This is a genomic window from Hongsoonwoonella zoysiae, assembly GCF_013266695.1.
GTDB lineage: Bacteria > Pseudomonadota > Alphaproteobacteria > Rhizobiales > Stappiaceae > Hongsoonwoonella > Hongsoonwoonella zoysiae.
On record NZ_JABRXF010000003.1, the window covers coordinates 377,849 to 398,668 of the forward strand.

Sequence of the window (20,820 nt, forward strand, 5' to 3'; positions counted from 1 at the left end):
CCGCGCTTTCTTTGCGGCTGCGAAGCCCCTCACCCCATCGCCTCCTTGATCAGGTCGTCCGCCGCTTCGGCGAGCAAAACTTCCTGCGCCTCGCCGTAGACGGGCTCCCTGCCGATTTCCAGCATCACGGGAACAGCAAGCGGCGAGACTTTCTCGAGGGCAGTATGCGTGATTCGACCCTGAATACGTGTAAGAAGTTTGCTCAATCTGGAGATATCCAAAAGTCCTGTCGCCGCATCATGCCATGTCGCCCGTAAAAGTATGTGGTCGGGCTCGTGGGAACGCAGAACATCGTAAATAAGGTCGGACGAAACGGTAATCTGCCTGCCGGACTTTTCCTGCCCGGGATGGCGGCGCTCTATCAGCCCGGCGATCACGGCGCAAGCGCGGAAGGTGCGTTTCATCAGGCTCGACTCGGCAAGCCAGGCGTCCAGATCGTCGCCCAGCATGTCTTCATCGAAGAGTTCGCCCAAGGAAAGCTGCCCGCCCGCGATCCGCTGCGACATATCGCTCAAGGTCCAGACAGCCAGGGCATAATCATTGGCGACGAAGCCCATGGGCCTTGCGCCCGTTCTCTCAAGCCGCCGCGTCAGCAGCATGCCAAGGGTCTGGTGCGCAAGCCGCCCGTCGAACGGGTAGCAGACGAGATAATGCTTGCCAGCGTGCGGGAAGGTCTCAATCAAAAGCCCGTCGCGGCTTGGCAGCAGCGAGCGGGCTTTCTGGATTTCCAGCCACTCGCGCACCTGCCCCGGCAGCACGTTCCACGAAGAAGGGTCGGACAGCGTCCGGCGCACCCGTTCCGCCAGATAGGTGGAAAGCGGAAATTTGCCGCCCTGGTAGGAGGGTATTTGCGGGTTTTCGGCACGCGAGCGCGAGACATAGACCTCGTTTTCGCGAATGCCCTCGAAGCGCAATATCTCCCCGCCGAAGATGAAGGTATCGCCCGCCGTAAGTTGCTCGACGAACCATTCCTCGATCTGGCCCAGCATCCGCCCGCCGCGCCCGACAGGCGTGCGCCGCCCGTCCGCCCTGGAGCGTATCAGCCGCACTTTCAGCATCGGCGCTTCGACGATGGTGCCAACGTTCAGGCGATATTGCTGGGCGACCTTGGGGTGTGCGATGCGCCATGTCCCATCGCCGGTCTTCTTCAGCCGCGCGTATCGGTCGTAGGTCTTGAGCGCATATCCGCCGGTCGCCACGAAATCGACCACACGCTCGAAAGTCTCCCAATCGAGGTTGCGGTAGGGTTCGGCGGAGGTGATCTCGTCGTAGAGGCCGTCCGGCCTGAAGGGTGCTGCACACGCCATGCCGAGCACGTGCTGGGCCAGCACGTCGAGCGCGCCTTCGCGAAGCGGCGGCGTGTCCTGCGCGCCTTCTTTTGATGCTTCGAGCGCCGCCTCGCATTCGATCACCTCGAAGCGGTTCGCCGGCACGAGGATCGCCTTCGAAGGCTCGTCCATGCGGTGGTTGGCGCGGCCGATCCGCTGGGCCAGCCGGCTTGCCCCCTTCGGCGCGCCGACATTGACGACAAGGTCGATATCGCCCCAGTCGATGCCAAGGTCGAGCGATGAGGTCGACACGATCGCCCGCAGGCTTCCCGCCACCATCGCCGCTTCCACCTTGCGCCGCTGGCCGACGTCGAGCGAGCCGTGATGCAGTGCGATCGGCAAATTGTCGTCGTTGATGCGCCAAAGCTCCTGGAACAGCATCTCCGCCTGGCTGCGCGTGTTGACGAAGACTAGCGTCATGCGGTGCTCTTTAAGCACCTCGTAGAGATCGCCAAGCGCGTATCTTGCCGAATGGCCGGACCACGGCAGGCGCTCGCCGGTTTCTAGGATCGTGATGTCGGGCTCCGCCCCGCCCGTCACCGTTACGAGTTCAGAAAGTCGCCGCTCGTTCCCCTTCGGCTGGGCGACCAGATAGGCGCGCAGGTCGTCGGGTTCGGCAACTGTGGCCGAAAGGCCGATGGTCTTGAGGTTGGGCGCAAGCGTCCTCAGCCTCGCAAGGCCGAGCGACAGCAGGTCGCCGCGCTTGGAGGTTACCAGCGCATGCAGCTCGTCCAGGATCACCGTATCGAGGTCGGCGAAAAGCCTTTCGCTCGTCGGATCGGACAGGAGCAGCGCGATCTGTTCCGGCGTCGTCAGCAAGATGTCGGGCGGCACCTGCTTCTGCCGCTGGCGCTTGTGGGAGGGCGTGTCGCCCGTGCGCGTTTCGATGCGGATCGGCAGTCCCATCTCGCTGACGGGCGCCTCAAGATTTCTGGCGATGTCGACGGCAAGCGCCTTCAGCGGCGAGATATAAAGCGTGTGCACGCCCCGCCTGCCCGCTTCGCCCGGCCTTCGTTTCCCGCGTTTCGTCAGGTCCACAAGGCTTGGCAGAAACCCGGCCAGCGTCTTGCCCGCCCCCGTCGGCGCGATCAGCAGCGTCGAGCGGCCAGCGCCCGCCCGCTCCAAAAGGTCGAGCTGATGCGCCCTGGGGCTCCAGCCCCGGGCCTGAAACCATTCCTGAAACACCTTCGGCAAGGGCTCGTCGGCAGGCGCGTGCATGGCTCAAGGAATAGTCGCGAATTGCAGCCCGGTCGAGGCTCCGCTCTGCCCCGCATTGCAATTGCTGAATTTACCATCCATTTAGAAAGGGATGCATCAAACGGCAGGACACTTCAGGGTATGGCGAACACGTCTTTGGATAAATTTCTCGGCGGCTCTCCGGGGCGCGTCGTGCTCCGGCTCATATTCCTGTCCTTCGTCGTCGGCGTCATCATGTCCGCGCTCAACCTTTACCCGCTCGACCTTCTGGAAGGCGTCGTCAATTTCGTGCGCGAGCTTTGGCGTGCGGGCTTCGAGGCGCTAGGCCGCGTCGGCGAATATTTCGTCCTCGGCGCCATGGTCGTCGTGCCGGTCTGGGTGGTGCTCAGGCTCCTCAGCATGGGTAAGAACTGAGGTTCCGCCCTCACACATACTCCCCCGCAACCCTATGCAGCGTCGCGTGACGCCGCGCGAGCCGGTCGATGTCGGTGAGATACCCCCCGCCGATGACGCCCGTCAGCGGAAAGCCGGCATTGGCAACCGTGCGGATCACGAAGCGGTCGCGCGCCTCCAGCCCCTCGTCGGAAAGTGCAAGGCGCCCCAGCCTGTCTTCCTCATGCGGATCGACACCAGCGTTGAAGAATACGATATCGGGCCGGAATGTTCTCAGGATTTCAGGCAAGTTTTCGCCAAGAACGGCGAGATACGCCGCGTCCCCGGTCAGGTCGGGAAGCGCGATATCGAGGCTCGAAGGCACTTTTCTCACCGGATAGTTCTTTTCCGCATGCATGGAGAATGTGAAGACGTCCCGATCACCGGCGAAGATTTCCGCCGTCCCGTCGCCCTGATGCACGTCGAGATCGATGACCAGCGCCCTTGAAATCAGCCCGCTCGCCTGCAGCACCCGGATCGCGACCGCTACGTCATTGAAAACGCAGAACCCCGCCCCGTGGCTCTTTCGCGCGTGGTGGCTGCCGCCCGCCGTATTGCAGGCGATGCCGTGCTCCAGCGCCAGCATCGCCGTCAGAACCGTACCCGCAACCGCGCATCTGGCGCGCATTCCGACCGCTTCCGTCATCGGCAGGCCGATCTCGCGGGCAATCTTTGCCGGGACGTCGGCTGAAAACACCTGATCCACATAAGTGCGATCATGGGCAAGCGACACCCATTCGGCGGGAGCAGGCGCGGGGATAAAATATCCGTCCGGCGCGACGATACCGTCCTCGACCAGAATTTCAGCGACTCGCCTGAATTTGTTCATCGGGAATCGATGCCCTAGCGGCAGCTCTGCCCGGAAGGCGGGGTGGTGTACGATCGGCAGCGGCATGGCGGTCACGATAGCCGCCTCGTCGCGGCACGGAAATCAAAATTGGTCATGACGCCTCACCGGAATTCTGAGTAACCTTCAAAACCCCTTCCGGGCACGAATTTACCCCGCCTGGAATTTTCCTCGCGGCTCTTTTCGTCATCCGAAACCCGCCTGAAAGCGATTGACCGTTCGATTTTTGTTCTATACGCAAATGCGGTCATTCCGATCAGGTCCGTTTCATGGATTCCGCCGTTTCCAGCCAAAGACCCTTTGACGTCACGAACCGCAGCGTTCTCATGATCGCGGTTCCAATGACGCTTGCCTATCTGTCGACGCCGATCCTCGGCCTTGTCGATACCGCCGTCATCGGGCAATTAGGTGACGCTGCGCTCATCGGCGGAATTGCGCTCGGCGGCGTCCTTTTCGACCTCGTCTTCACGACCTTCAATTTCCTGCGCTCCGGCACCACGGGCCTCACGGCGCAGGCCGTCGGTTCCGGTAACGCCTTGCAGGAGCACGCGGTTTTCTTCCGTGCGAGCCTGCTTGCGATCGGCCTCGGGCTCGCGGTGGTGCTCCTGCGCGCGCCCATATTGGAAACCGGTCTTCTCGCCATGGGCGGAAGTGCCGCCGTTCAGGCCGCCACCCGCGATTATTTTCTGGTGCGCGCGCTTTCCGCGCCTTTTGCCCTCATGAATTACGCCATCCTCGGCTGGTTCATCGGGCGCGGGCAAGCCGGAACGGGGCTCATTCTCCAGACGGTTTTGAACGGCCTCAACATCGCGCTTTCCGTGCTTTTCGTTATCGGCTTCGCGTGGGGCATCACAGGTGTCGCGGCGGCAACAGTCGTCAGCGAGATTACCGCCTGCCTGATAGGTTCCACGCTTGTCGCCCGCTCCATGCGCGGCCGTCCGTTGCCCACACTTGCGCAAGTCCTTGAAAAGGCTGAATTCCGGCGGATGATCGCGGTTAATCGCGACATCATGATCCGCTCGTTCACCCTGCTTTTCGCCTTCGCCTTCTTCACCTCCCGCTCGGCGGTGCAGGGAGACACGATCCTTGCCGCCAACGCGATCCTGCAGAAGTTTTTCCTGATCGGCGGCTATTTTCTGGACGGTTTCGCAACCGCCGCCGAACAGCTTTGCGGGCGCGCCATTGGAGCAAGATACCGCCCGGCGTTCGACCAGGCGGTCAGGCTCACGCTTGTCTGGGGCTTTGTCCTGGCGGGACTCGCAGCCGCTGTTTTCTGGGGCGCGGGCGATGCCATCGTCGCCTTCATAACAACCGCTGAGGATGTCCGCACCACTGCCGGCCAGTACCTGTTCTGGGCGGCGCTTACGCCCGTCTTCGGCGTGCTTGCCTTCCAGATGGACGGCATTTTCATCGGCGCGACCTGGTCGCGCGACATGCGCAACATGATGCTCATCTCGCTCGCTCTCTACCTTGCAAGCTACTTTGTCCTGTTTCCGCTTCTCGGCAACCATGGCCTTTGGCTGGCACTTGAGATTTTCCTAGGTATCCGCGGCCTTTCGCTCAGCTACATCTGCCGCATACGGGCCGCCGAAACATTTAGGGCCGCAGCGTAATGTCGGAATTTTTGAGGCCCAACTTTACCTTTGCGGGCACTGTATTTTTCGATATTTGATGGTAGGCACAACCACCCCTCCCCCGCTCGGAAACTGGAAGAAGAACGATGAAGAGCATCGGCGTCGGACTGATCGGCAGCGGCTTCATGGGCAAGTGCCACGCCATCGCCTGGAGCGGGGTGAAACCCGTCTTCGGCGACGTGCCCGCACCGCGCCTCGTACAACTGGCTGACGTGAACGCGGATCTCGCCCGGCAGAAAGCGGAGGAATTCGGCTTCTCATCGTCCACCGCCGACTGGCGCGACCTCCTTCGCAATGACGAGATCGACATCATCTCCATCACGTCGCCGAACGAGTTTCACGCCGAAATGGCGATTGCGGCAATGGAAGCAGGAAAGCACGTTTGGTGCGAAAAGCCGATGGCGCCGAGCGAGGCGGATGCTGAGCTCATGCTTGAAGCCGCCCGAAAATCCGGCCGCGTGGCGCTGCTTGGTTACAACTACATCCAGAATCCCGCGATCCGCTTCATTCGAAAGTTTCTGGAAGATGGGGCAATCGGCACCCCCTATCAGACCAGGATCGAAATGGACGAAGACTTCATGGCCGATCCCGATACGCCGTTTTTCTGGAAGCACGCTCGCACATCCGGTTACGGGGCGCTGGACGATTTCGCCGTTCATCCGCTCTCGCTTATCCGCACCCTTTTCGGCGGCATTTCCGAGGTCTTTTGCGCGATGGGCAAGCCATACGCCGACAGGCGGACCGGTGACGGCTCGCGGCGGGCGGTCGAGACATACGACTTCGCGACGATGCTGATGCGCCTTGAAAACGGCATGCAGGGCACGATCGAGGTGAACCGTTCCGCTTGGGGGCGGAAAGGGCGGATATTCCTTCAGATTTTCGGCTCGAAAGGAATGATCGTCTACGATCAGGAGCGAATGAACGAGGTCGAGGTCTATCAGGCAACAGGGCCCGCGAACGAGCAGGGTTTCAAGAAGGTGCTGATGTCGCCGCACCATCCTCCTTATGAAAAATTCGTGCCCGCCCCCGGTCACCAGCTCGGCTTCAACGACCTCAAGATCATCGAATGCAGGGAGCTTCTGAAGCTCGTCAATGGCGAGCCGGCAAACGCCATAACCTTCGAGGATGGGCTCCAGATCGAGAAGACGATTCACGCCGCCGCACGCGCGTTCGAAGCCGGGCACTGGAAAAAGGTGGATTAGGCCGGTTTGTCTTTCCGCCAGAAACGGCAGTTTTCGTGGCGATTTCGCGACGGCGCATAAACCAGCCGTTCTCCCGCCTCCTTCATGCCAAGCTTCTTCAGGAGATGATGCGAAACCGCATTTTCCGGCTGGGCGCCCGCCTCAACCGCATTCGCGCCCAACCTCGAAAATGCCGTATCGACGGACGCTGAGGCAGCTTCGAATGCATAGCCTTTTCCCTGCGCGTTTTCGGCAATCCAATATCCAAGTTCCAATACCCCCGCGTCACTCTCGCTCTGCTCAAGCCCGAGCCAACCGATAATACCGCCTTCCGCCCTGGCGGTGATAACCATGGGCCAGATGCGGACGTCCGCTGCGCTATCGAGCCTGCTTGAAATCAGGCTCCTCGCGATCTCAACCGTAGTCGGATAGGGCCAGGCGGCGACCCAGCGGCTGATGCCCGGTGTGATCAACCCCGCAAGCGCTTCGGCATCCTCAAGGCGGGCGAGACGCAAATGCAGGCGCTCGGTATCGATGGCGAATTCGGGAATATTCATTCTTATTTTTCAACGCTTGCCGCAAATGCCGCGCTGAAACGCGTCAGCGCGGCAATAATGCTTTCACGCAGCGGCCCTCCGCTCAACCGATCACCGCAGGCAGTCGAGAATTTCGCCGTCGCCGATAAGCCCCACTGGCGAACCGCCCTCTTCCACCACCACCGGCGCTTCGCTGCCGCGTTTCATGGCGATCACATCGCGCACCGGCGTCCTGGCCGCACAGCGCGGGGCAACCTCGGCATTGGGGATCGCAGCTCCATTGACCGGCTTCATGATATCGCGCGCGCGCAGCACGTTGAGCGGGTTCATGTGACCGACAAAATCCGCGACGTATTCCGTCGCAGGCCGCTGCACGATTTGCTGCGGCGTGCCAAGCTGGATAACGTGCCCGCCTTCCATGATGGCGATGCGCGAGCCGATTTTCGCGGCCTCGTCGAGATCGTGGCTGACGAAGATGATCGTCTTGTTGAGCTGGTCCTGAAGGGCGAGAAGCTCGTCCTGCAACCGGTCGCGGATCAGCGGATCGAGCGCGGAGAACGGCTCGTCCATCAAGAGGATCGGCGCATCGGTGGCGAACGCGCGGGCGAGACCAACGCGCTGCTGCATGCCGCCCGAAAGCTCATGCACGTATTTGTCGCCCCATTCGGCAAGGCCCACAAGTTCAAGCTGGTGGCTGACCTTTTCCGTGCGCTCGGCCTTACCCATGCCGGAAAGTTCCAGCCCGAAACCGACGTTCTCGCGAACCGTGCGCCAGGGCAGAAGCGCAAACTGCTGAAATACCATGGCAATCCGCGACCGACGGAGACGCCGCAGACGCTCCGGGTCGCAGGTCGTGGGGTTCACCCATTCGCCGTTGTCGCGCACCTTGATCGAGCCGCGGATGATCTTGTTGAGCCCGTTGACACCACGCAGGAGCGTCGACTTGCCGGAGCCGGAAAGGCCCATCAGCACGATCACCTCTCCCTCGACGATATCGAAGCTTGCGCCCGCGACCCCGAGGATCTGCCCGGTTTCAGCCTGGATTTCCGCCCGCGTCTTGCCGGCATCGATCAGCGGCAACGCCTTTTGCGGTTTGTCGCCGAAGACTATGTCGACATCCTTGAACCTGACGATGGGATCGCCACTCATGATCCGCCTCCGTTTTCCTTGCGACGGAAGAAACGATCAAGCACGATGGCGACCAGCACGATCGATATACCGACCTCGAAGCCCTGGGCGATGTTCACGCTGTTAAGCGCGCGCAAGGTCGGGACGCCAAGCCCGTCGGCGCCGACGAGAGCTGCGATCACCACCATCGACAAAGACAGCATGATGGTTTGGGTGAGGCCCGCCATGATTTGCGGCAGGGCGTAGGGAAGTTCCACCTTCCACAGAAGCTGTGACTTCGTGGCGCCGAATGCCTCACCCGCTTCCAGCAGTTGCCTGGGCGTTGAGGACACGCCGAGCTGAGTGAGACGGATGGGGGCAGGGATAGCGAAGATGACCGTCGCGATCAGGCCCGGCACCATGCCAAGGCCAAAAAGAATGAGCGCGGGGATCAGATAAACGAAGGTCGGGATCGTCTGCATAAGGTCCAGAACCGGGCGCATGGCGGCAAAAAGCCTCGGCCGATGCGCGGCGGCGACACCAAGCGGCACGCCGACGATCATGCAAACCACGGTCGCCCCGATCACCAGCGCCAGCGTCTCCGTCGTCTCTTCCCAATAGCCCTGGTTGATGATGAGAAGCAGGCTTCCCGCCACGAAGGCGGTGAAGGCGATCGTGCGGTGAACGATATAGCCGAGCGCACCGGCGACCACGACAACGACCAGGGGATGCGGTGTCTGCAGGATCCAGAGGATGGCGTCGATCATCGCCTCGAGTGCAACGGAAATACCGTCGAACACCCAATAGGCGTTGTCCGTCAGCCAGTCGACGAAGGCCCGCGCCCACGGCCCGATGGGGATCTTGTGGTCAGTCAGCCATTCCAAGGGAATGCCTCATGGATTGTTCATGGGTCAGGAAGCGAAACGCCGGGAAACCCCGGCGTTTCAACTGGCGGACTGTCAGAGGCCGAGAGCCTGCTTGACGGCGGGAATCGCTTCGCCGCCGTCGAAGGTCTTCACGCCTGCGAGCCAGCCCTCGAATGTTGCCGGTTGTTCCTTGAGCCATGCGGCGGCGGCTTTCTGCGGATCTTCGCCGTCGTTCAGAATCGCGCCCATGATCTCGTTTTCCATCGAGAGCGTGAACTTGAGGTTTTCCAGAAACTTGCCGACGTTCGGGCACTCTTTGGTGTAGCCCGCGCGAACGTTGGTATAAACGGTAGCTCCGCCGTAGTTCGGGCCGAAGACATCATCGCCACCGTCGAGATAGGCCATCTCGAAGCTGGCGTTCATGGGATGGGGCTCCCAACCGAGAAAGACGATATCCTCCTTGCGCTTCGTCGCACGCGCAACCTGCGCCAGCATGCCCTGTTCGGAACTTTCGACAACCTCAAAGTCCTTCAGGCCGAAGGTATTCTGGTCGATCATGTCGATGATCAGGCGATTGCCGTCGTTGCCCGGTTCGATACCGTAGATCTTGCCGTCGAGATCGTCCTGAAACTTGGCGATATCGGCAAAGGACTTGATCCCCTTGTCGTAAGTGTATTTGGGAACGGCCAGAGTGTATTTCGCGCCTTCGAGGTTTTCGCGCACCGTTTCCACCGAGCCGTCCTCGCGGTAGGCCTTGATGTCGCCTTCCATCGTCGGCATCCAGTTGCCGAGGAAAACGTCGATGTCCTTGTTCTTGAGCGAAGCATAGGTGACCGGCACGGAAAGGATCTTCACGTCCGTCTCATAGCCGAGAGCCTTGAGAACCACAGTCGTCGCGGCGGTGGTGGCGGTAATGTCGGTCCAGCCGACATCCGAGAAGCGAACCGTCTTGCACGATTCCGGTTCGGCGGCGAAGGCCGGACCCGACGCAAGCCCGAGCGCCAGAACGGCAGCACCGAATCCAAATTTGACAGTCTTCATAAAAGCTCCTCCTGAATTTCGGATATATTTTCGGGTGAGGGATCACCGTCGGCCAATTGTTCCCCGGCGCGTAGAAGGTCGCGCCCTTGTTCTTCTGATTTCGTATTCCTGCCGGTTCGCCCGCTTCGCTCGCGCAACCTCCGATGAAGGGCGCAACCCCCGGCGATGCGATCCATGGTCAATAAAATCACTTTTCTTCTGCTTTGGCAAATCTTCGCCGAAATTCGCTTTTTTTATTGATTGAACAGCCAATCAAAATTATGTCTGGGTTCTATTGGGTTTTTGGAGCGGAGCCTGGACCGGAGCGGATGCCAAGGATCGGAATGGAGAGCGAACGGCGCCGCGCGCTGATCGACGCGACCGTGGAAACCATTCACGAGCGCGGCTTCTCCGACGCGACGATTTCGGAAATCGCCAAGCGCGCCGGCGTGTCAGGTGGGCTGGCGCACCATTACTTCGGCTCGAAGGCGGGACTGCTGAACGCGACGATGCGCGCGCTTCTGACGGACCTTTCGCGGGAGATGCGGGCGCGCATGGCGAACGCGAAGACCGCGCGCGAGAGAATCAGCGCCAGCATTGGCGCGAGTTTCGCCGCGAACCAGTTCCAGCCGGCGCTGATTTCCGCATGGCTCGCCTTCTACCTGCAGGCGCGGGTGGAGCAGGAAACGCGGCGGCTCTTGCGCATATATCACAAAAGGCTCGTGTCGAACCTCGCGCACGACTTCGCAAATCTCCTGCCGCGCGAGGAAGCCCGGCGCGCGGCGGAAGGAACGGCGGCGCTGATCGACGGGCTCTGGCTGCAGCACGTCTTCGCAGATGGCCCGCCGCAGCCACGCTCGGCGATCCGCATGGTCGAAGACTACGTCGAAAGACAACTCGGGACCTGAACGAAATGGCTCACGCCACCTACATCATCGTCGGAGCGGGCTCCGCCGGTTGCGCGCTCGCCTATCGGCTTTCGGAAAATCCGGAAAATCGCGTGCTCGTGCTGGAATACGGCGGCACGGATGCCGGACCCTTTATCCAGATGCCGGCGGCCCTCAGCTACCCGATGAACATGTCGCGCTACGACTGGGGTTTCGAGACCGAACCCGAACCGCACCTCGGCGGACGAAGGCTCGCCACTCCGCGCGGCAAGGTCGTCGGCGGATCGTCCTCGATCAACGGCATGGTCTATGTGCGCGGCCACGCCTGCGACTACGACACATGGGCGGAAATGGGCGCGAAGGACTGGGATTATGCCCACGTACTTCCCTATTTCCAGCGCATGGAAAGCGCGCATCACCCCCACCTTGAGGAAGAACCGGGAGTGCGGGGTACGAACGGCCCGCTGCACATAACGCGCGGGACCAAGTGGAACCCGCTTTATGCCGCATTCGTGGAGGCCGGCAAACAGGCCGGATATGGAGCGACGCACGATTATAACGGGCTGAAGCAGGAAGGCTTCGGCGACATGGAAATGACGGTCTGGAAAGGCCGCCGCTGGTCTGCCGCGAACGCCTACCTGAAGCCGGCGCTGAAGCGGGCCAATGTGGAACTCGTCAAAGGCGCTTTCGTCACCCGCATCCTGTTCGACGGCAAGCGCGCGGTGGGCGTCGAATACGAGCGCGGCGGGCGGAGCGAAACCGCCCACGCGGACGGGGAAGTGATTATTGCCGCCTCCTCCATCAACTCACCGCGTATCCTGATGCTTTCGGGTGTGGGCGACGGCAAGGCGCTCTCCGATCTCGGCATTCCGGTTGTCGCCGACCGTCCGGGCGTGGGGCAGAACCTGCAGGACCATCTTGAGCTTTATATCCAGCGGGCGTGCTCCCAGCCCATCACGCTTTACAAGCACTGGAACCTCGTCTCCAAGGGCATGATCGGCCTGCAATGGATGCTGCAGGGCAAGGGGCTGGGTGCTTCCAACCACTTCGAGGCATGCGCCTTCATCCGCTCGAAAGCGGGCGTGAAATACCCCGACATCCAGTATCACTTCCTGCCTTTCGCGGTGCGATACGACGGCAAGGCGGCGGCCGAAGGCCACGGCTTCCAGGCGCATGTGGGGCCGATGCGCTCCAAATCGCGCGGGCGGATCGCGCTAACCTCGCCCGACCCGAAGGCAAATCCCTCGATCCTCTTCAACTACATGTCGCACCCTGACGACTGGGAAGACTTCAGGACGGCGATCCGCCTGACGCGGGAAATATTCGGGCAGGACGCCTTCACGCCCTACCGGGGCAAGGAAATCCAGCCCGGAGAGGCGGTGCAGAGCGACGAGGAACTGGACACCTTCATCCGCGAGCACGTGGAAAGCGCCTACCACCCGTGCGGCACCTGCCGGATGGGAGCCGCCGACGACCCGAATGCCGTCGTAGACCCGGAAGGCCGGGTGATCGGCGTCGAGGGTCTTCGCGTCGCCGACAGCTCGATCTTCCCGCAGATCACCAACGGCAACCTGAACGGGCCGTCGATCCTCGTCGGCGAAAAGATGTCCGACCATATTCTGGGCCGCACACCCTTGCCGCCATCGAATCAGGAAGCCTGGATCCACCCCGATTGGCAAACCGCCCAGCGCTGAAACGAACCCGCTCCGCCGATTGAACGCACCGGCGGCGGGGCGTACCCTTTTTTCGACTTTCTTTCGGGATGGCAGACATCCTACGCTTCAAGAGGAAAAAGCCGATGCGCGCCCAGCCAACCGCCTCGCACTATATCAACGGCGAATACATCGACGATGAGAGCGGCGCGCCGCTGGAAAGCCGCTATCCGGCGACGGGCGAAGTGATCGCGATGCTGAACGTGGCGACCCACGCCACGATCAACGCAGCCGTGGCCGCAGCGCGGAACGGCTTCAAGGTCTGGTCCGCCACGCCGCCCGCCGAGCGAGGGCAGGTGCTCTTGCGCGCGGCCCAAATCCTGCGGGAGCGGAACCGGGAGCTTTCCGAACTCGAAACGCTCGACACCGGCAAGCCGCTGCAGGAAACGCTGGTGGCCGACGCGGCTTCCGGGGCGGACTGCCTGGACTATTTCGGGGGCCTTGCCCGAACGCTTACCGGCGAGCATATCGACCTTGGCGGCTCCTTCGCCTACACCCGCCGGGAGCCCCTCGGCGTCGTGGCTGCGATCGGCGCATGGAACTACCCCATCCAGATCGCCTGCTGGAAGGCGGCCCCTGCCCTTGCCTGCGGTAACTCCGTTGTCTTCAAGCCATCGGAACTCACTCCGCTTTCAGCGCTGAAACTTGCCGAAGCGCTGTCGGAAGCCGGGCTGCCCGATGGTGTCTTCAACGTGATCCAGGGCCTCGGCGAAACGGGCGCGCATCTCGTCTCGCATCCCGATGTGGCCAAGGTATCGCTGACAGGCTCCGTGCCGACGGGCATCAAGGTCGCCGAAACGGCGGCAAAGACACTGAAGCATGTGACACTGGAACTTGGCGGAAAGTCGCCGCTGATCATCTTCGACGACGCTGATGTGGAGAACGCGGTTTCGGCGGCAATCAACGCGAACTTCTATTCCACGGGGCAAATCTGCTCCAACGGCACGCGCGTCTTCGTGCAAAAGGGCATCAAGGGCGCTTTCCTGAAACGCCTTGCCGAACGCACGGCCCTGGCCAAACTGGGCGATCCGCTCGATGAGGAAACGCATATCGGCCCGCTTGTTTCGGCAGGGCAGATGGACAAGGTGCTTTCCTACATGAAGCTGGGGCAGGAAGAAGGCGCGCGGCTCATCTGTGGCGGCGGCAAGGCACAAGTACCGGGCCTTGCCGAAGGCCTCTTCGTGAAACCGACCGTATTCGCCGATGTTGCCGACCACATGCGGATTGCACGTGAGGAAATCTTCGGCCCCGTCATGTGCGTGCTCGACTTCGAGACGGAAGAAGAGGCTGTCGCACGGGCCAACGCCACCGAGTTCGGGCTTGCCGCGGGTGTGTTCACCGGCAACCTTGCGCGCGGCCACCGCGTGGTCGCCGCCCTTCACGCCGGAACCTGCTGGATCAACACCTATAACCTGACCCCGATCGAGATGCCCTTCGGCGGCTACAAGCATTCAGGCATCGGCCGAGAAAACGGCCATGCGGCAATCGAACACTACAGCCAGATCAAGTCGGTCTATGTGGAGCTCGGGAACGTGGAGAGCGCTTATTAGGGTCTTACGATTTGAAACCGCAAATTTCTATTCTCGATTACGGGATTTCCTATGCTGACAATCTGGGGACGTAAGACTTCATCCAATGTTCAGGCAGTGATGTGGTGCATTGGCGAGCTCGAACTCGCCTTTTCACGGATCGACGTGGGGCACAAATTCGGCGGGAACGATACGCCCGAGTTTTTAGCGATGAACCCGAACGGAACCGTTCCAGTTCTTCAGGATGGCGATGGAGAGCCCATTTGGGAAACAGGTGCGATCCTGCGATACCTTGCCAATCGCTACGCCAAAGCGCCTTTCTGGCCGTCAAAGCTTGAATCACGAACGCAAATCGACAAATGGACCGAGTGGGCCAAGATCAATATTGCCGCGGGTTTCACCGTACCGATCTTCTGGCAGGTGGTGCGCACCCCGCCGAATGACAGGAGCGAAGCCGCAATCAAACGAGGTATTGATGCACTGGGCAAGAAGCTCGATATCGCCGAAGCGCGCCTTGCTTCCCATGCTTATCTTGCCGGAGACGAATTTACGCTTGCCGACATCCAGTTCGCGCATGTCCTGTTCCGCTATTTCGACATTGAAATCGACCGCCCGCAGCACCCTTCATTGCGACGCTACTACGACAGGATGACGGAACGCCCGGCATTTCAGGAACATGTCATGGTGTCTTATGAGGACCTGCGGGTCACCTGACGCAATCTTCTTCCAATGCGGTGACGGGCAGCATTGCCGCGTCGACGATACCGTTCAATTTCTGCCGGTCGGGGGCGGTTTTCGACAGGACATTTAGCCCTTGCGCGACGCAGACGAGATAGCGCGCAAAATCCACCGGCTCAAGGCGACAGGGAAGGTCTGCCCGGTCCCGCTCCAGCGCTTCGCGGAACGCCACTTCAAGCTTGTCGAAATGCTCTTTCATGATTGTCTGCACGGTATCGTCGCGGTCAGCCATTTCCATGAATGCGTTGGTGCCGAGGCATCCCCACTGCCGGCGGCCGGAGACGATGCCTTCCGTAAGATAATCGAAATACGACCGAATGCCTTCCCGTCCGGTCGGGGCCGCCGCTATCCGATCGATACCCTCGCGCGTCACATCCTCAAGGTAGCGGCGCATGGCAGCGATGAAGAGGTCATGCTTATTACCATAGGCTCCGTAGACGCTGCCGGGGTTTAGCCCCATCGCGGCACAAAGCTCCTGCATCCCGGCAGCCGAATAGCCACGCTGCCAGAATACTTCCAATGCGCCAGCTAGCGCCTTTTCTTCATCGAATTCGCGATGGCGAGCCATAACCTGCGATACCGCAAATGAAATTCGCCTGCAAGGCAAAGCCTTGCCCGGCATTCCCCATTATGCCCGCGAATTCTTGAATTGACATTCTAAAATTTTCATGAATCTTCATTCAAGAATGCGAGAGCGGTGTAAAGGCAGGGAGGAATGAACTTAGCCGCTCCCGCAGGGAAAAAATCATCTTCCTGGGAGTGAAACAATGAACGCATACAAGAAGGAGTGGACGTCGACGCTCGTGTTCGGCGTACTCTATGTCGTTCTCGCGCATACCGGTCTGTTCGCCATCGCATTCGGTGTCGACAACAGCACGCGCGTGCTTGGCTTTCCGCTGCATTACTTCATTGCCATAGTTCTCGGCTCTGCAGGCATCCTGGCCGTTTCCATCGTCTGGAACCGCTACGCTGACCAATTGGAAAGCGAGATCGAAGCGGAAAACAACTCGGCAACGCCCGAGGCCGCACCTGCAGCCGGCGCGGTCGCGAGCGCAAACGGCTTCGCCCGGGAAGGAGCACAGTCATGACCGAGGCAGACTGGCAGATCCAGAATATCTGGCTGGGCATGGGGATCACGCTGGCGGTCTTCGCGCTCTATTACATCGTCGCCGTCATCTCCAACAAACAGACCCACACCTCCGCCGACCTTTACCTGGCCGGCAGATCCGTCGGCCCGGTGGTGAACTCGCTTGCCGCCGCTTCTACCTGGATGAGCGTCGCCACCTTCCTTGGCGTCGTAGCCCTTATCCAGCAGCTTCACCTGCCCTTCGTCTACATGTGGATACAGCTCATCCTGAGCGTGCCGCTGCTCGTGCTGCTTTACGGCGCATCGCTGTGGCGGTCCGGCGTCTACACGTCGGTGCATTTCGTGCAGATGCGCTACGGTCGTTCCGCCGGTTATCTCGCCGCGGTGTGGATGCTGCTCATCATGCTCATGTACATGATCGGCCAGTTCATCGGCATTGCGAAGGTCTTCGAGGTTCTTCTCGGTCTTCCCTACACGCCATCGCTGATCATCTCCGCACTGGTGATCACCGGTTACATCACCGTCGGCGGCATGAAGGGAGCGACTTACAACGACGCGATCCAAATGGTGATCATGATGATCGCCCTGCTCGTGCCGCTTGCGGCGATCCTGAAGCAGATGGGCGTTACCGGATACTGGTTCCCGCCGCTCGGCTACGGCGACCTGACGGATGTGCTCCTGGAGCGCATTCCGACGTTCTTCGACCTGAAATATGAGCCACGCTTCTACTTGGCACTTTTCGTCGCGCTGACGCTCGGCACCCTTGGCCTGCCGCAGCTTGCCCAGCGTGTCCTGACGTCATCAAGCATTCGCGCCGCGCGCCGGGTCGTGCCCTGGTTCTGCCTCTGGGTCGGGATGATGTTTCTCGGCACTTATGCCATGGGGTTCGCCGGCGTCTATCACTTCGCCTCAATCGGCGAAACGCTGACGCCGGAGGCCGCCGACAAGACAACGTTGCTGCTCAACCTTGCCTATAATCCGGAGTGGGTGAGCGCCTTCGTGATCGCAGGCGTGCTTGCGGCCGGTGTGTCGACCATCGCCGGACTCATGATCGGCATCGCAACGGTCGTCGGTCACGACATTGTCGGCAGCTTCAAGCCCGAGATGCCCGACATCAAGAAGTTGCGCTGGGGTTATGTCGCGCTGGCTGGAACGGGCGTGGTCTCCATGCTCGTTTCGCTAGACCCGCCTGCGTTCCTGATCACCAGCATCTTCTGGGCATTTGGCCTTTGCGCGACCGCGGTTACGCCGATGGTGGTGCTCGGCGTCTGGTCTACGCGGATCAACTTCTGGGGCGCGATCTTCGGCAGCACCGTGTCCGGCCTGCTCTACATCGCCATGTCGCCATATGTGTTCCCGGACTTCTCGATCGGCAACGGGCTGATCGCCAAGCTCGGATATTCGGTGGCGCTGATAACCGTGCCGGTCGGTTTCATCCTGACGATCCTTGGCTCGCTTGCCGCCGAACGCCTGTTCGCCAACAGCGCGGCAAGCGAACTTTCGCGGGCACAGGCCATGGTGGAAGGCATGCACGGCTGGGCGACCGTCACGCGCGAGCGCTACAACGGCGTGCAATGGCTGCTGATCCTCTGCGCACTCTGGGTGCCGGTCCTGATCTGGGGCATGCAGCCGTGGTAGGCGAAGCCGCCAGACACATAGGCTTCCGGGGGCTTAGCGCCCTCGGAATGCCGATAGCCGGGCTGATGTGGAGTGCTGGCACCTTTCTCGGACGGTCGGGCGAAATCGGCGGGCTGGACATACCTGTGGCATATGCCTTCGCCGTCGTTGCCGTCGGCGGACTGTCGCAGACGCTGGCCATATGGTTCGGCTTGTCTGCCGTAACCTGGGCCATGACCCGTCTTTTCGGCGCGAAAGCCGGGTTTTTCCAGCTTCTTGCCGTCTATTCCGCATCTGCCGCACCCCTGTGGGTGGCAGCGCCCTCTGCTGCCCTTTACGTCAGCGACGAAATCGCACTGTTAGGGCCGATACTGGTCGTAGGCTGCACCGGCACGGCGCTCTTTTTCTGGAAACTGTCGGAGAACCTCGCCGCGGCTTGCGGTTGGACAAGGCTCAGGGCCTCCAGCGCCCTTGCCTGCACAGGCGTCTTCCTGGCGAGTTTTTTCTCACTTTACGCGTGATATCAATCGGGAGATCCCAATGACCATCAAAGCCATCGTCTTCGACGCCTATGGAACGCTCTACGACGTCCAGTCGGTCTCGTCGATCACCGAGGAAAAGTTTCCGGGCAAAGGCGAGCTGATCACGCAGGTCTGGCGCCTGAAACAGCTGGAATACACGTGGCTGCGCTCGCAGATGGGCGCCTTTCACGATTTCTGGGCGGTTTCTCAGGAATCGCTTGCCTATACGCTCGACTGCATCGGCATTCCCTACGAAAAAACCGTCTTTGAAGAAATTATGGCGAAATACCGCCACCTCGACCCCTATGCGGACAGCATCAGCGCGCTTGAGGCCCTGAAAGGCAGGCAGCGAGCGATCCTTTCAAACGGCAGCCAGGACATGCTGGACGATCTGATCCGCAACACCGGGCTTAACGCCCACCTGGAAGCGTGCATCAGCGTCGATGCCGTCCAGATCTTCAAGCCGAACAACAAGGCTTACGAACTGATCGAGGAGAAACTCGGCGTCAAACCCGAGGAAGTTCTCTTCGTCTCGTCCAATGCTTTCGACGCCTGCGGCGCGAAGAACTTCGGCCTCAAGGTGGCGTGGATCGAGCGAGTGACGGCGGAAGCTTTGAGAGCCGAGATCGCAGGCCTCGACAAGGTAGGCCCGACGACCATGTTCAAGATCCTGCGCATGCGCATGGAGCATTTTGGCATGGACCCGGACTACCGGCTCTCCTCACTCAACGAGCTGGCAGGCATCGTGGCCAGCTGACCGGCGGCCGTCAAAGAATTTCCAGAACCGCTTCCGGCGGGCGGCCAAGCATGGCTTTCCCGCCGGAAAAAACGACCGGACGTTCGATCAGGATTGGGTTTGACGCCATCGCGGCGACGAGAATGTCCGGGTTGGTGACCTCGGCAAGCTTCATTTCCTTGTAGAGCGCCTCTCCCGTGCGCATCAGCTTGCGCGGATCATCAAAGCCAAGCGCGTAAAGGGCCGAACGAATATCCGCCTCGTTTGGCGTATCCTTCAGATATTCGCGCACATGCGGATGAACACCCTTTCCTTCCAGTAGCGCAAGTGTTTCCCGCGATTTCGAACAGCGCGGATTGTGCCAGATGGTCACCGTCATTTTCGATCAATCCTCCTGCGCATCGGCCCAGGCGTCCACATTGGCGCCCACAGCTTCGCAAATATGGCCGAGGCCGTTTGCATCGAGTTGCCTCGACAGATGCGCCAGAATGCGTTTCACAAGGCCCGGGCCTTCATAAACCAGTCCGGTGTAAAGCTGGATCAGCGTGGCACCGGCGGCGATTTTCGTCCAGGCGGTTTCGGGACTGTCGATCCCGCCAACGCCAATGATGGGCAGTTCAGGCCCGACGAGCCTGCGCATGCGGGCGAGCGCGATCGTGGATTTTCGGAACAGCGGCCTGCCGGACAGCCCGCCTGCCTCCTTCGCCGTCGTCTTTTCCTTCAAACGATCGCGCGAGATTGTCGTATTGGAAACGATCAGCCCGTCGACTTTCGCAGCAAGAACCTCCTCGGCGATTTCCTCCATGCCGTTGGCATCGACATCCGGCGCAATCTTGAGGAGCACCGGCACCTTGCGGCCGACCCGCCGAGCCGCGCCGTCGCGGGCCTCGAGCGACCGCTTCAGGAGATCGCGCAGCGCGTCACGTTCCTGAAGATCGCGCAGGCCCGGCGTGTTGGGCGATGAAATATTGATCGTGAAATAGGAGGCGAGATCAGCAAAAGCCTTAATGCCCGCAACATAATCGGCGATACGGTCCTCGGCGTCCTTGTTCGCTCCGACATTGACGCCGACGATGCCGCCGCGATGCGCACGCGCCGCAAGCCGGGCGTGCATTGCCGCATGACCTTCGTTGTTGAAGCCATAGCGGTTGATAACGCCATGGTCCGCGGGAAGGCGGAAAACGCGTGGACGCGGGTTGCCGGTTTGTGCCCTCGGCGTGACGGTGCCGACTTCGGTAAAGCCAAATCCGAGGCGAAGTACCGCATCCGGCACTTCGCCGTTCTTGTCGAAACCCGCTGCAAGTCCGAGCGGATTGGGAAACGCAAGGTCGAAAAGCTTTACGCCGAGCCTGCCGTCAGCCGCTGGCTCGCAAGCCGGCAGGAGCCCGGTCGAAAGCGCCTTGATCGTGAGCCCGTGCGCGGTTTCCGGATCGATCGAAAATAGCGCCCTGCGCGCAAGCCCGTCGACCAGGGAAACGACCATCAAAGCTCCTCCGGAAACACATGCTTGCCATCGGGCCCGAGCGGAAGGTCCATGACCCATTCGACCATGGCGGGATCGAGGGTGCTGTATAGATGCGGGAAGAGTGCGCCTCCGCGCGACACTTCCCACTTCAACGCGCCTCCGAGCTTATCCGCCTCCAGACCTACAAGCAGCAGATCTGACATCCCGCCAAAATGCTTCGCAGCGGTTTCGCGGACCTGATCGGCTGCAGAGAGATGAATGAACCCGTCTGCATGATCGACGGGAGCACCATCAAACCGGCCCTTTTTTTCCGCTTCAGCCCACTGGCTGCGCGTAACGATCTTGTAGATGATTGCCATATTTTTCCATGTCGCCAAGTA

At 60.9% G+C, this 20,820-nt stretch carries 21 protein-coding genes; 11 read left to right on the top strand and 10 right to left on the bottom strand.

All coding sequences use genetic code 11. The features are described 5' to 3' along the window. Window positions 1–29 precede the first annotated feature (29 nt). Window positions 30–2,546, bottom strand: a complete 2,517-nt coding sequence (locus HPQ64_RS18135; RefSeq protein WP_172890039.1) for a ligase-associated DNA damage response DEXH box helicase — start codon at window positions 2,544–2,546, stop codon at window positions 30–32. A gap of 135 nt (window positions 2,547–2,681) precedes the next feature. On the opposite strand from HPQ64_RS18135, the gene HPQ64_RS18140 reads away from it, so the two are divergent. Continuing rightward, a complete protein-coding gene (locus HPQ64_RS18140) occupies window positions 2,682–2,939 on the top strand; it encodes a DUF6460 domain-containing protein (RefSeq protein ID WP_246270784.1) in 258 nt (85 codons plus the stop codon). Window positions 2,940–2,949: 10 nt separating this feature from the next. On the opposite strand, the gene HPQ64_RS18145 is transcribed toward HPQ64_RS18140, so the two are convergent. After that, window positions 2,950–3,852, bottom strand: a complete 903-nt coding sequence (locus tag HPQ64_RS18145) for a histone deacetylase family protein (RefSeq protein WP_172890406.1) — start codon at window positions 3,850–3,852, stop codon at window positions 2,950–2,952. Between the two features lie 278 nt (window positions 3,853–4,130). Between HPQ64_RS18145 and HPQ64_RS18150 the strand changes: the two genes are divergently transcribed. Both HPQ64_RS18150 and HPQ64_RS18155 read left to right on the top strand, forming a co-directional pair. Beyond that, a complete protein-coding gene (locus tag HPQ64_RS18150; RefSeq protein WP_246270785.1) occupies window positions 4,131–5,417 on the top strand; it encodes an MATE family efflux transporter in 1,287 nt (428 codons plus the stop codon). A gap of 107 nt (window positions 5,418–5,524) precedes the next feature. Beyond that, complete coding sequence (locus HPQ64_RS18155; protein ID WP_172890042.1) at window positions 5,525–6,640, top strand: Gfo/Idh/MocA family protein; 1,116 nt, start codon at window positions 5,525–5,527, stop codon at window positions 6,638–6,640. On the opposite strand, the gene HPQ64_RS18160 is transcribed toward HPQ64_RS18155, so the two are convergent. From HPQ64_RS18160 to HPQ64_RS18175, 4 genes are all read right to left on the bottom strand, one after another. Next, on the bottom strand, window positions 6,637–7,176 hold the full coding sequence (locus HPQ64_RS18160) for a GNAT family N-acetyltransferase (RefSeq protein ID WP_172890043.1): 540 nt from the start codon (window positions 7,174–7,176) through the stop codon (window positions 6,637–6,639). The genes HPQ64_RS18155 and HPQ64_RS18160 overlap by 4 nt on opposite strands. 90 nt (window positions 7,177–7,266) lie before the next feature. Then, entirely contained in the window at window positions 7,267–8,304 is a 1,038-nt protein-coding gene (choV, locus tag HPQ64_RS18165; RefSeq protein WP_172890044.1) for a choline ABC transporter ATP-binding protein, read from the bottom strand. Then, window positions 8,301–9,146, bottom strand: a complete 846-nt coding sequence (gene choW, locus HPQ64_RS18170; RefSeq protein WP_172890045.1) for a choline ABC transporter permease subunit — start codon at window positions 9,144–9,146, stop codon at window positions 8,301–8,303. Before choW ends, choV begins: the two co-directional genes overlap by 4 nt. Window positions 9,147–9,221: 75 nt before the next feature. Next, window positions 9,222–10,169: a choline ABC transporter substrate-binding protein gene (locus HPQ64_RS18175; RefSeq protein ID WP_172890046.1), complete on the bottom strand. Its 948-nt coding sequence runs from the start codon at window positions 10,167–10,169 to the stop codon at window positions 9,222–9,224. A gap of 308 nt (window positions 10,170–10,477) precedes the next feature. Here HPQ64_RS18175 and betI point away from each other — a divergent pair, with 308 nt between their 5' ends. The 4 genes from betI to HPQ64_RS18195 all read left to right on the top strand — a co-directional run bounded on the left by betI (window position 10,478) and on the right by HPQ64_RS18195 (window position 14,990). Further along, window positions 10,478–11,056 (top strand): transcriptional regulator BetI, encoded by a 579-nt coding sequence (gene betI, locus HPQ64_RS18180; protein WP_172890047.1) that lies wholly within the window; start codon window positions 10,478–10,480, stop codon window positions 11,054–11,056. Between the two features lie 5 nt (window positions 11,057–11,061). After that, complete coding sequence (gene betA, locus HPQ64_RS18185) at window positions 11,062–12,729, top strand: choline dehydrogenase (RefSeq protein ID WP_172890048.1); 1,668 nt, start codon at window positions 11,062–11,064, stop codon at window positions 12,727–12,729. Window positions 12,730–12,833: 104 nt separating this feature from the next. Then, window positions 12,834–14,297 (top strand): betaine-aldehyde dehydrogenase, encoded by a 1,464-nt coding sequence (betB, locus tag HPQ64_RS18190; protein ID WP_172890049.1) that lies wholly within the window; start codon window positions 12,834–12,836, stop codon window positions 14,295–14,297. 51 nt (window positions 14,298–14,348) lie between these two features. Beyond that, the gene (locus tag HPQ64_RS18195) at window positions 14,349–14,990 is read left to right on the top strand and encodes a glutathione S-transferase family protein (protein ID WP_172890050.1); all 642 of its coding nucleotides are present in this window, start codon (window positions 14,349–14,351) and stop codon (window positions 14,988–14,990) included. Here HPQ64_RS18195 and HPQ64_RS18200 read toward each other — a convergent pair. After that, window positions 14,983–15,582, bottom strand: a complete 600-nt coding sequence (locus HPQ64_RS18200; protein ID WP_172890051.1) for a TetR/AcrR family transcriptional regulator — start codon at window positions 15,580–15,582, stop codon at window positions 14,983–14,985. The genes HPQ64_RS18195 and HPQ64_RS18200 overlap by 8 nt on opposite strands. A gap of 199 nt (window positions 15,583–15,781) precedes the next feature. On the opposite strand from HPQ64_RS18200, the gene HPQ64_RS18205 reads away from it, so the two are divergent. Genes HPQ64_RS18205 through HPQ64_RS18220 form a run of 4 tightly spaced genes read left to right on the top strand, consistent with a single transcriptional unit; the run spans window position 15,782 to window position 18,996 of the window. Continuing rightward, window positions 15,782–16,102: a hypothetical protein gene (locus HPQ64_RS18205; protein WP_172890052.1), complete on the top strand. Its 321-nt coding sequence runs from the start codon at window positions 15,782–15,784 to the stop codon at window positions 16,100–16,102. Continuing rightward, window positions 16,099–17,739, top strand: coding sequence for a sodium:solute symporter family transporter (locus HPQ64_RS18210; RefSeq protein WP_172890053.1), 1,641 nt, complete (start codon window positions 16,099–16,101; stop codon window positions 17,737–17,739). The genes HPQ64_RS18205 and HPQ64_RS18210 overlap by 4 nt, the downstream gene beginning before the upstream one ends. Further along, window positions 17,676–18,239, top strand: coding sequence for a hypothetical protein (locus tag HPQ64_RS18215; protein WP_172890054.1), 564 nt, complete (start codon window positions 17,676–17,678; stop codon window positions 18,237–18,239). Before HPQ64_RS18210 ends, HPQ64_RS18215 begins: the two co-directional genes overlap by 64 nt. Before the next feature lie 19 nt (window positions 18,240–18,258). Further along, on the top strand, window positions 18,259–18,996 hold the full coding sequence (locus HPQ64_RS18220; protein ID WP_172890055.1) for a haloacid dehalogenase type II: 738 nt from the start codon (window positions 18,259–18,261) through the stop codon (window positions 18,994–18,996). A gap of 10 nt (window positions 18,997–19,006) precedes the next feature. Here the strand turns inward: HPQ64_RS18220 and arsC are convergent, their stop codons facing one another. From arsC to HPQ64_RS18235, 3 genes are read right to left on the bottom strand one after another with little or no spacing between them, the layout of a single operon-like run. Further along, window positions 19,007–19,354, bottom strand: coding sequence for an arsenate reductase (glutaredoxin) (gene arsC / locus HPQ64_RS18225; protein WP_172890056.1), 348 nt, complete (start codon window positions 19,352–19,354; stop codon window positions 19,007–19,009). 6 nt (window positions 19,355–19,360) lie between these two features. Next, window positions 19,361–20,458: a quinone-dependent dihydroorotate dehydrogenase gene (locus HPQ64_RS18230; protein WP_172890057.1), complete on the bottom strand. Its 1,098-nt coding sequence runs from the start codon at window positions 20,456–20,458 to the stop codon at window positions 19,361–19,363. Next, window positions 20,458–20,799 carry a DUF952 domain-containing protein gene (locus HPQ64_RS18235; protein WP_172890058.1) on the bottom strand — a complete coding sequence of 114 codons (342 nt, stop codon included), beginning with the start codon at window positions 20,797–20,799 and terminating at the stop codon, window positions 20,458–20,460. Before HPQ64_RS18235 ends, HPQ64_RS18230 begins: the two co-directional genes overlap by 1 nt. Between the last annotated feature and the right edge of the window lie 21 nt (window positions 20,800–20,820).

Excerpts from the sequence above, each read along its gene's own strand:
- HPQ64_RS18135 (WP_172890039.1), bottom strand. The coding sequence starts at position 2,546 with ATGCACGCGCCTGCCGACGAGCCCTTGCCGAAGGTGTTTCAGGAATGG.
- HPQ64_RS18145 (WP_172890406.1), bottom strand. The coding sequence starts at position 3,852 with ATGCCGCTGCCGATCGTACACCACCCCGCCTTCCGGGCAGAGCTGCCG.
- HPQ64_RS18150 (WP_246270785.1), top strand. The coding sequence starts at position 4,131 with ATGATCGCGGTTCCAATGACGCTTGCCTATCTGTCGACGCCGATCCTC.
- HPQ64_RS18155 (WP_172890042.1), top strand. The coding sequence starts at position 5,525 with ATGAAGAGCATCGGCGTCGGACTGATCGGCAGCGGCTTCATGGGCAAG.
- HPQ64_RS18160 (WP_172890043.1), bottom strand. The coding sequence starts at position 7,176 with ATGAATATTCCCGAATTCGCCATCGATACCGAGCGCCTGCATTTGCGT.
- choV (WP_172890044.1), bottom strand. The coding sequence starts at position 8,304 with ATGAGTGGCGATCCCATCGTCAGGTTCAAGGATGTCGACATAGTCTTC.
- HPQ64_RS18175 (WP_172890046.1), bottom strand. The coding sequence starts at position 10,169 with ATGAAGACTGTCAAATTTGGATTCGGTGCTGCCGTTCTGGCGCTCGGG.
- betI (WP_172890047.1), top strand. The coding sequence starts at position 10,478 with ATGCCAAGGATCGGAATGGAGAGCGAACGGCGCCGCGCGCTGATCGAC.
- betA (WP_172890048.1), top strand. The coding sequence starts at position 11,062 with ATGGCTCACGCCACCTACATCATCGTCGGAGCGGGCTCCGCCGGTTGC.
- betB (WP_172890049.1), top strand. The coding sequence starts at position 12,834 with ATGCGCGCCCAGCCAACCGCCTCGCACTATATCAACGGCGAATACATC.
- HPQ64_RS18195 (WP_172890050.1), top strand. The coding sequence starts at position 14,349 with ATGCTGACAATCTGGGGACGTAAGACTTCATCCAATGTTCAGGCAGTG.
- HPQ64_RS18200 (WP_172890051.1), bottom strand. The coding sequence starts at position 15,582 with ATGGCTCGCCATCGCGAATTCGATGAAGAAAAGGCGCTAGCTGGCGCA.
- HPQ64_RS18205 (WP_172890052.1), top strand. The coding sequence starts at position 15,782 with ATGAACGCATACAAGAAGGAGTGGACGTCGACGCTCGTGTTCGGCGTA.
- HPQ64_RS18210 (WP_172890053.1), top strand. The coding sequence starts at position 16,099 with ATGACCGAGGCAGACTGGCAGATCCAGAATATCTGGCTGGGCATGGGG.
- HPQ64_RS18215 (WP_172890054.1), top strand. The coding sequence starts at position 17,676 with ATGGCTGCTGATCCTCTGCGCACTCTGGGTGCCGGTCCTGATCTGGGG.
- HPQ64_RS18220 (WP_172890055.1), top strand. The coding sequence starts at position 18,259 with ATGACCATCAAAGCCATCGTCTTCGACGCCTATGGAACGCTCTACGAC.
- arsC (WP_172890056.1), bottom strand. The coding sequence starts at position 19,354 with ATGACGGTGACCATCTGGCACAATCCGCGCTGTTCGAAATCGCGGGAA.
- HPQ64_RS18230 (WP_172890057.1), bottom strand. The coding sequence starts at position 20,458 with ATGGTCGTTTCCCTGGTCGACGGGCTTGCGCGCAGGGCGCTATTTTCG.
- HPQ64_RS18235 (WP_172890058.1), bottom strand. The coding sequence starts at position 20,799 with ATGGCAATCATCTACAAGATCGTTACGCGCAGCCAGTGGGCTGAAGCG.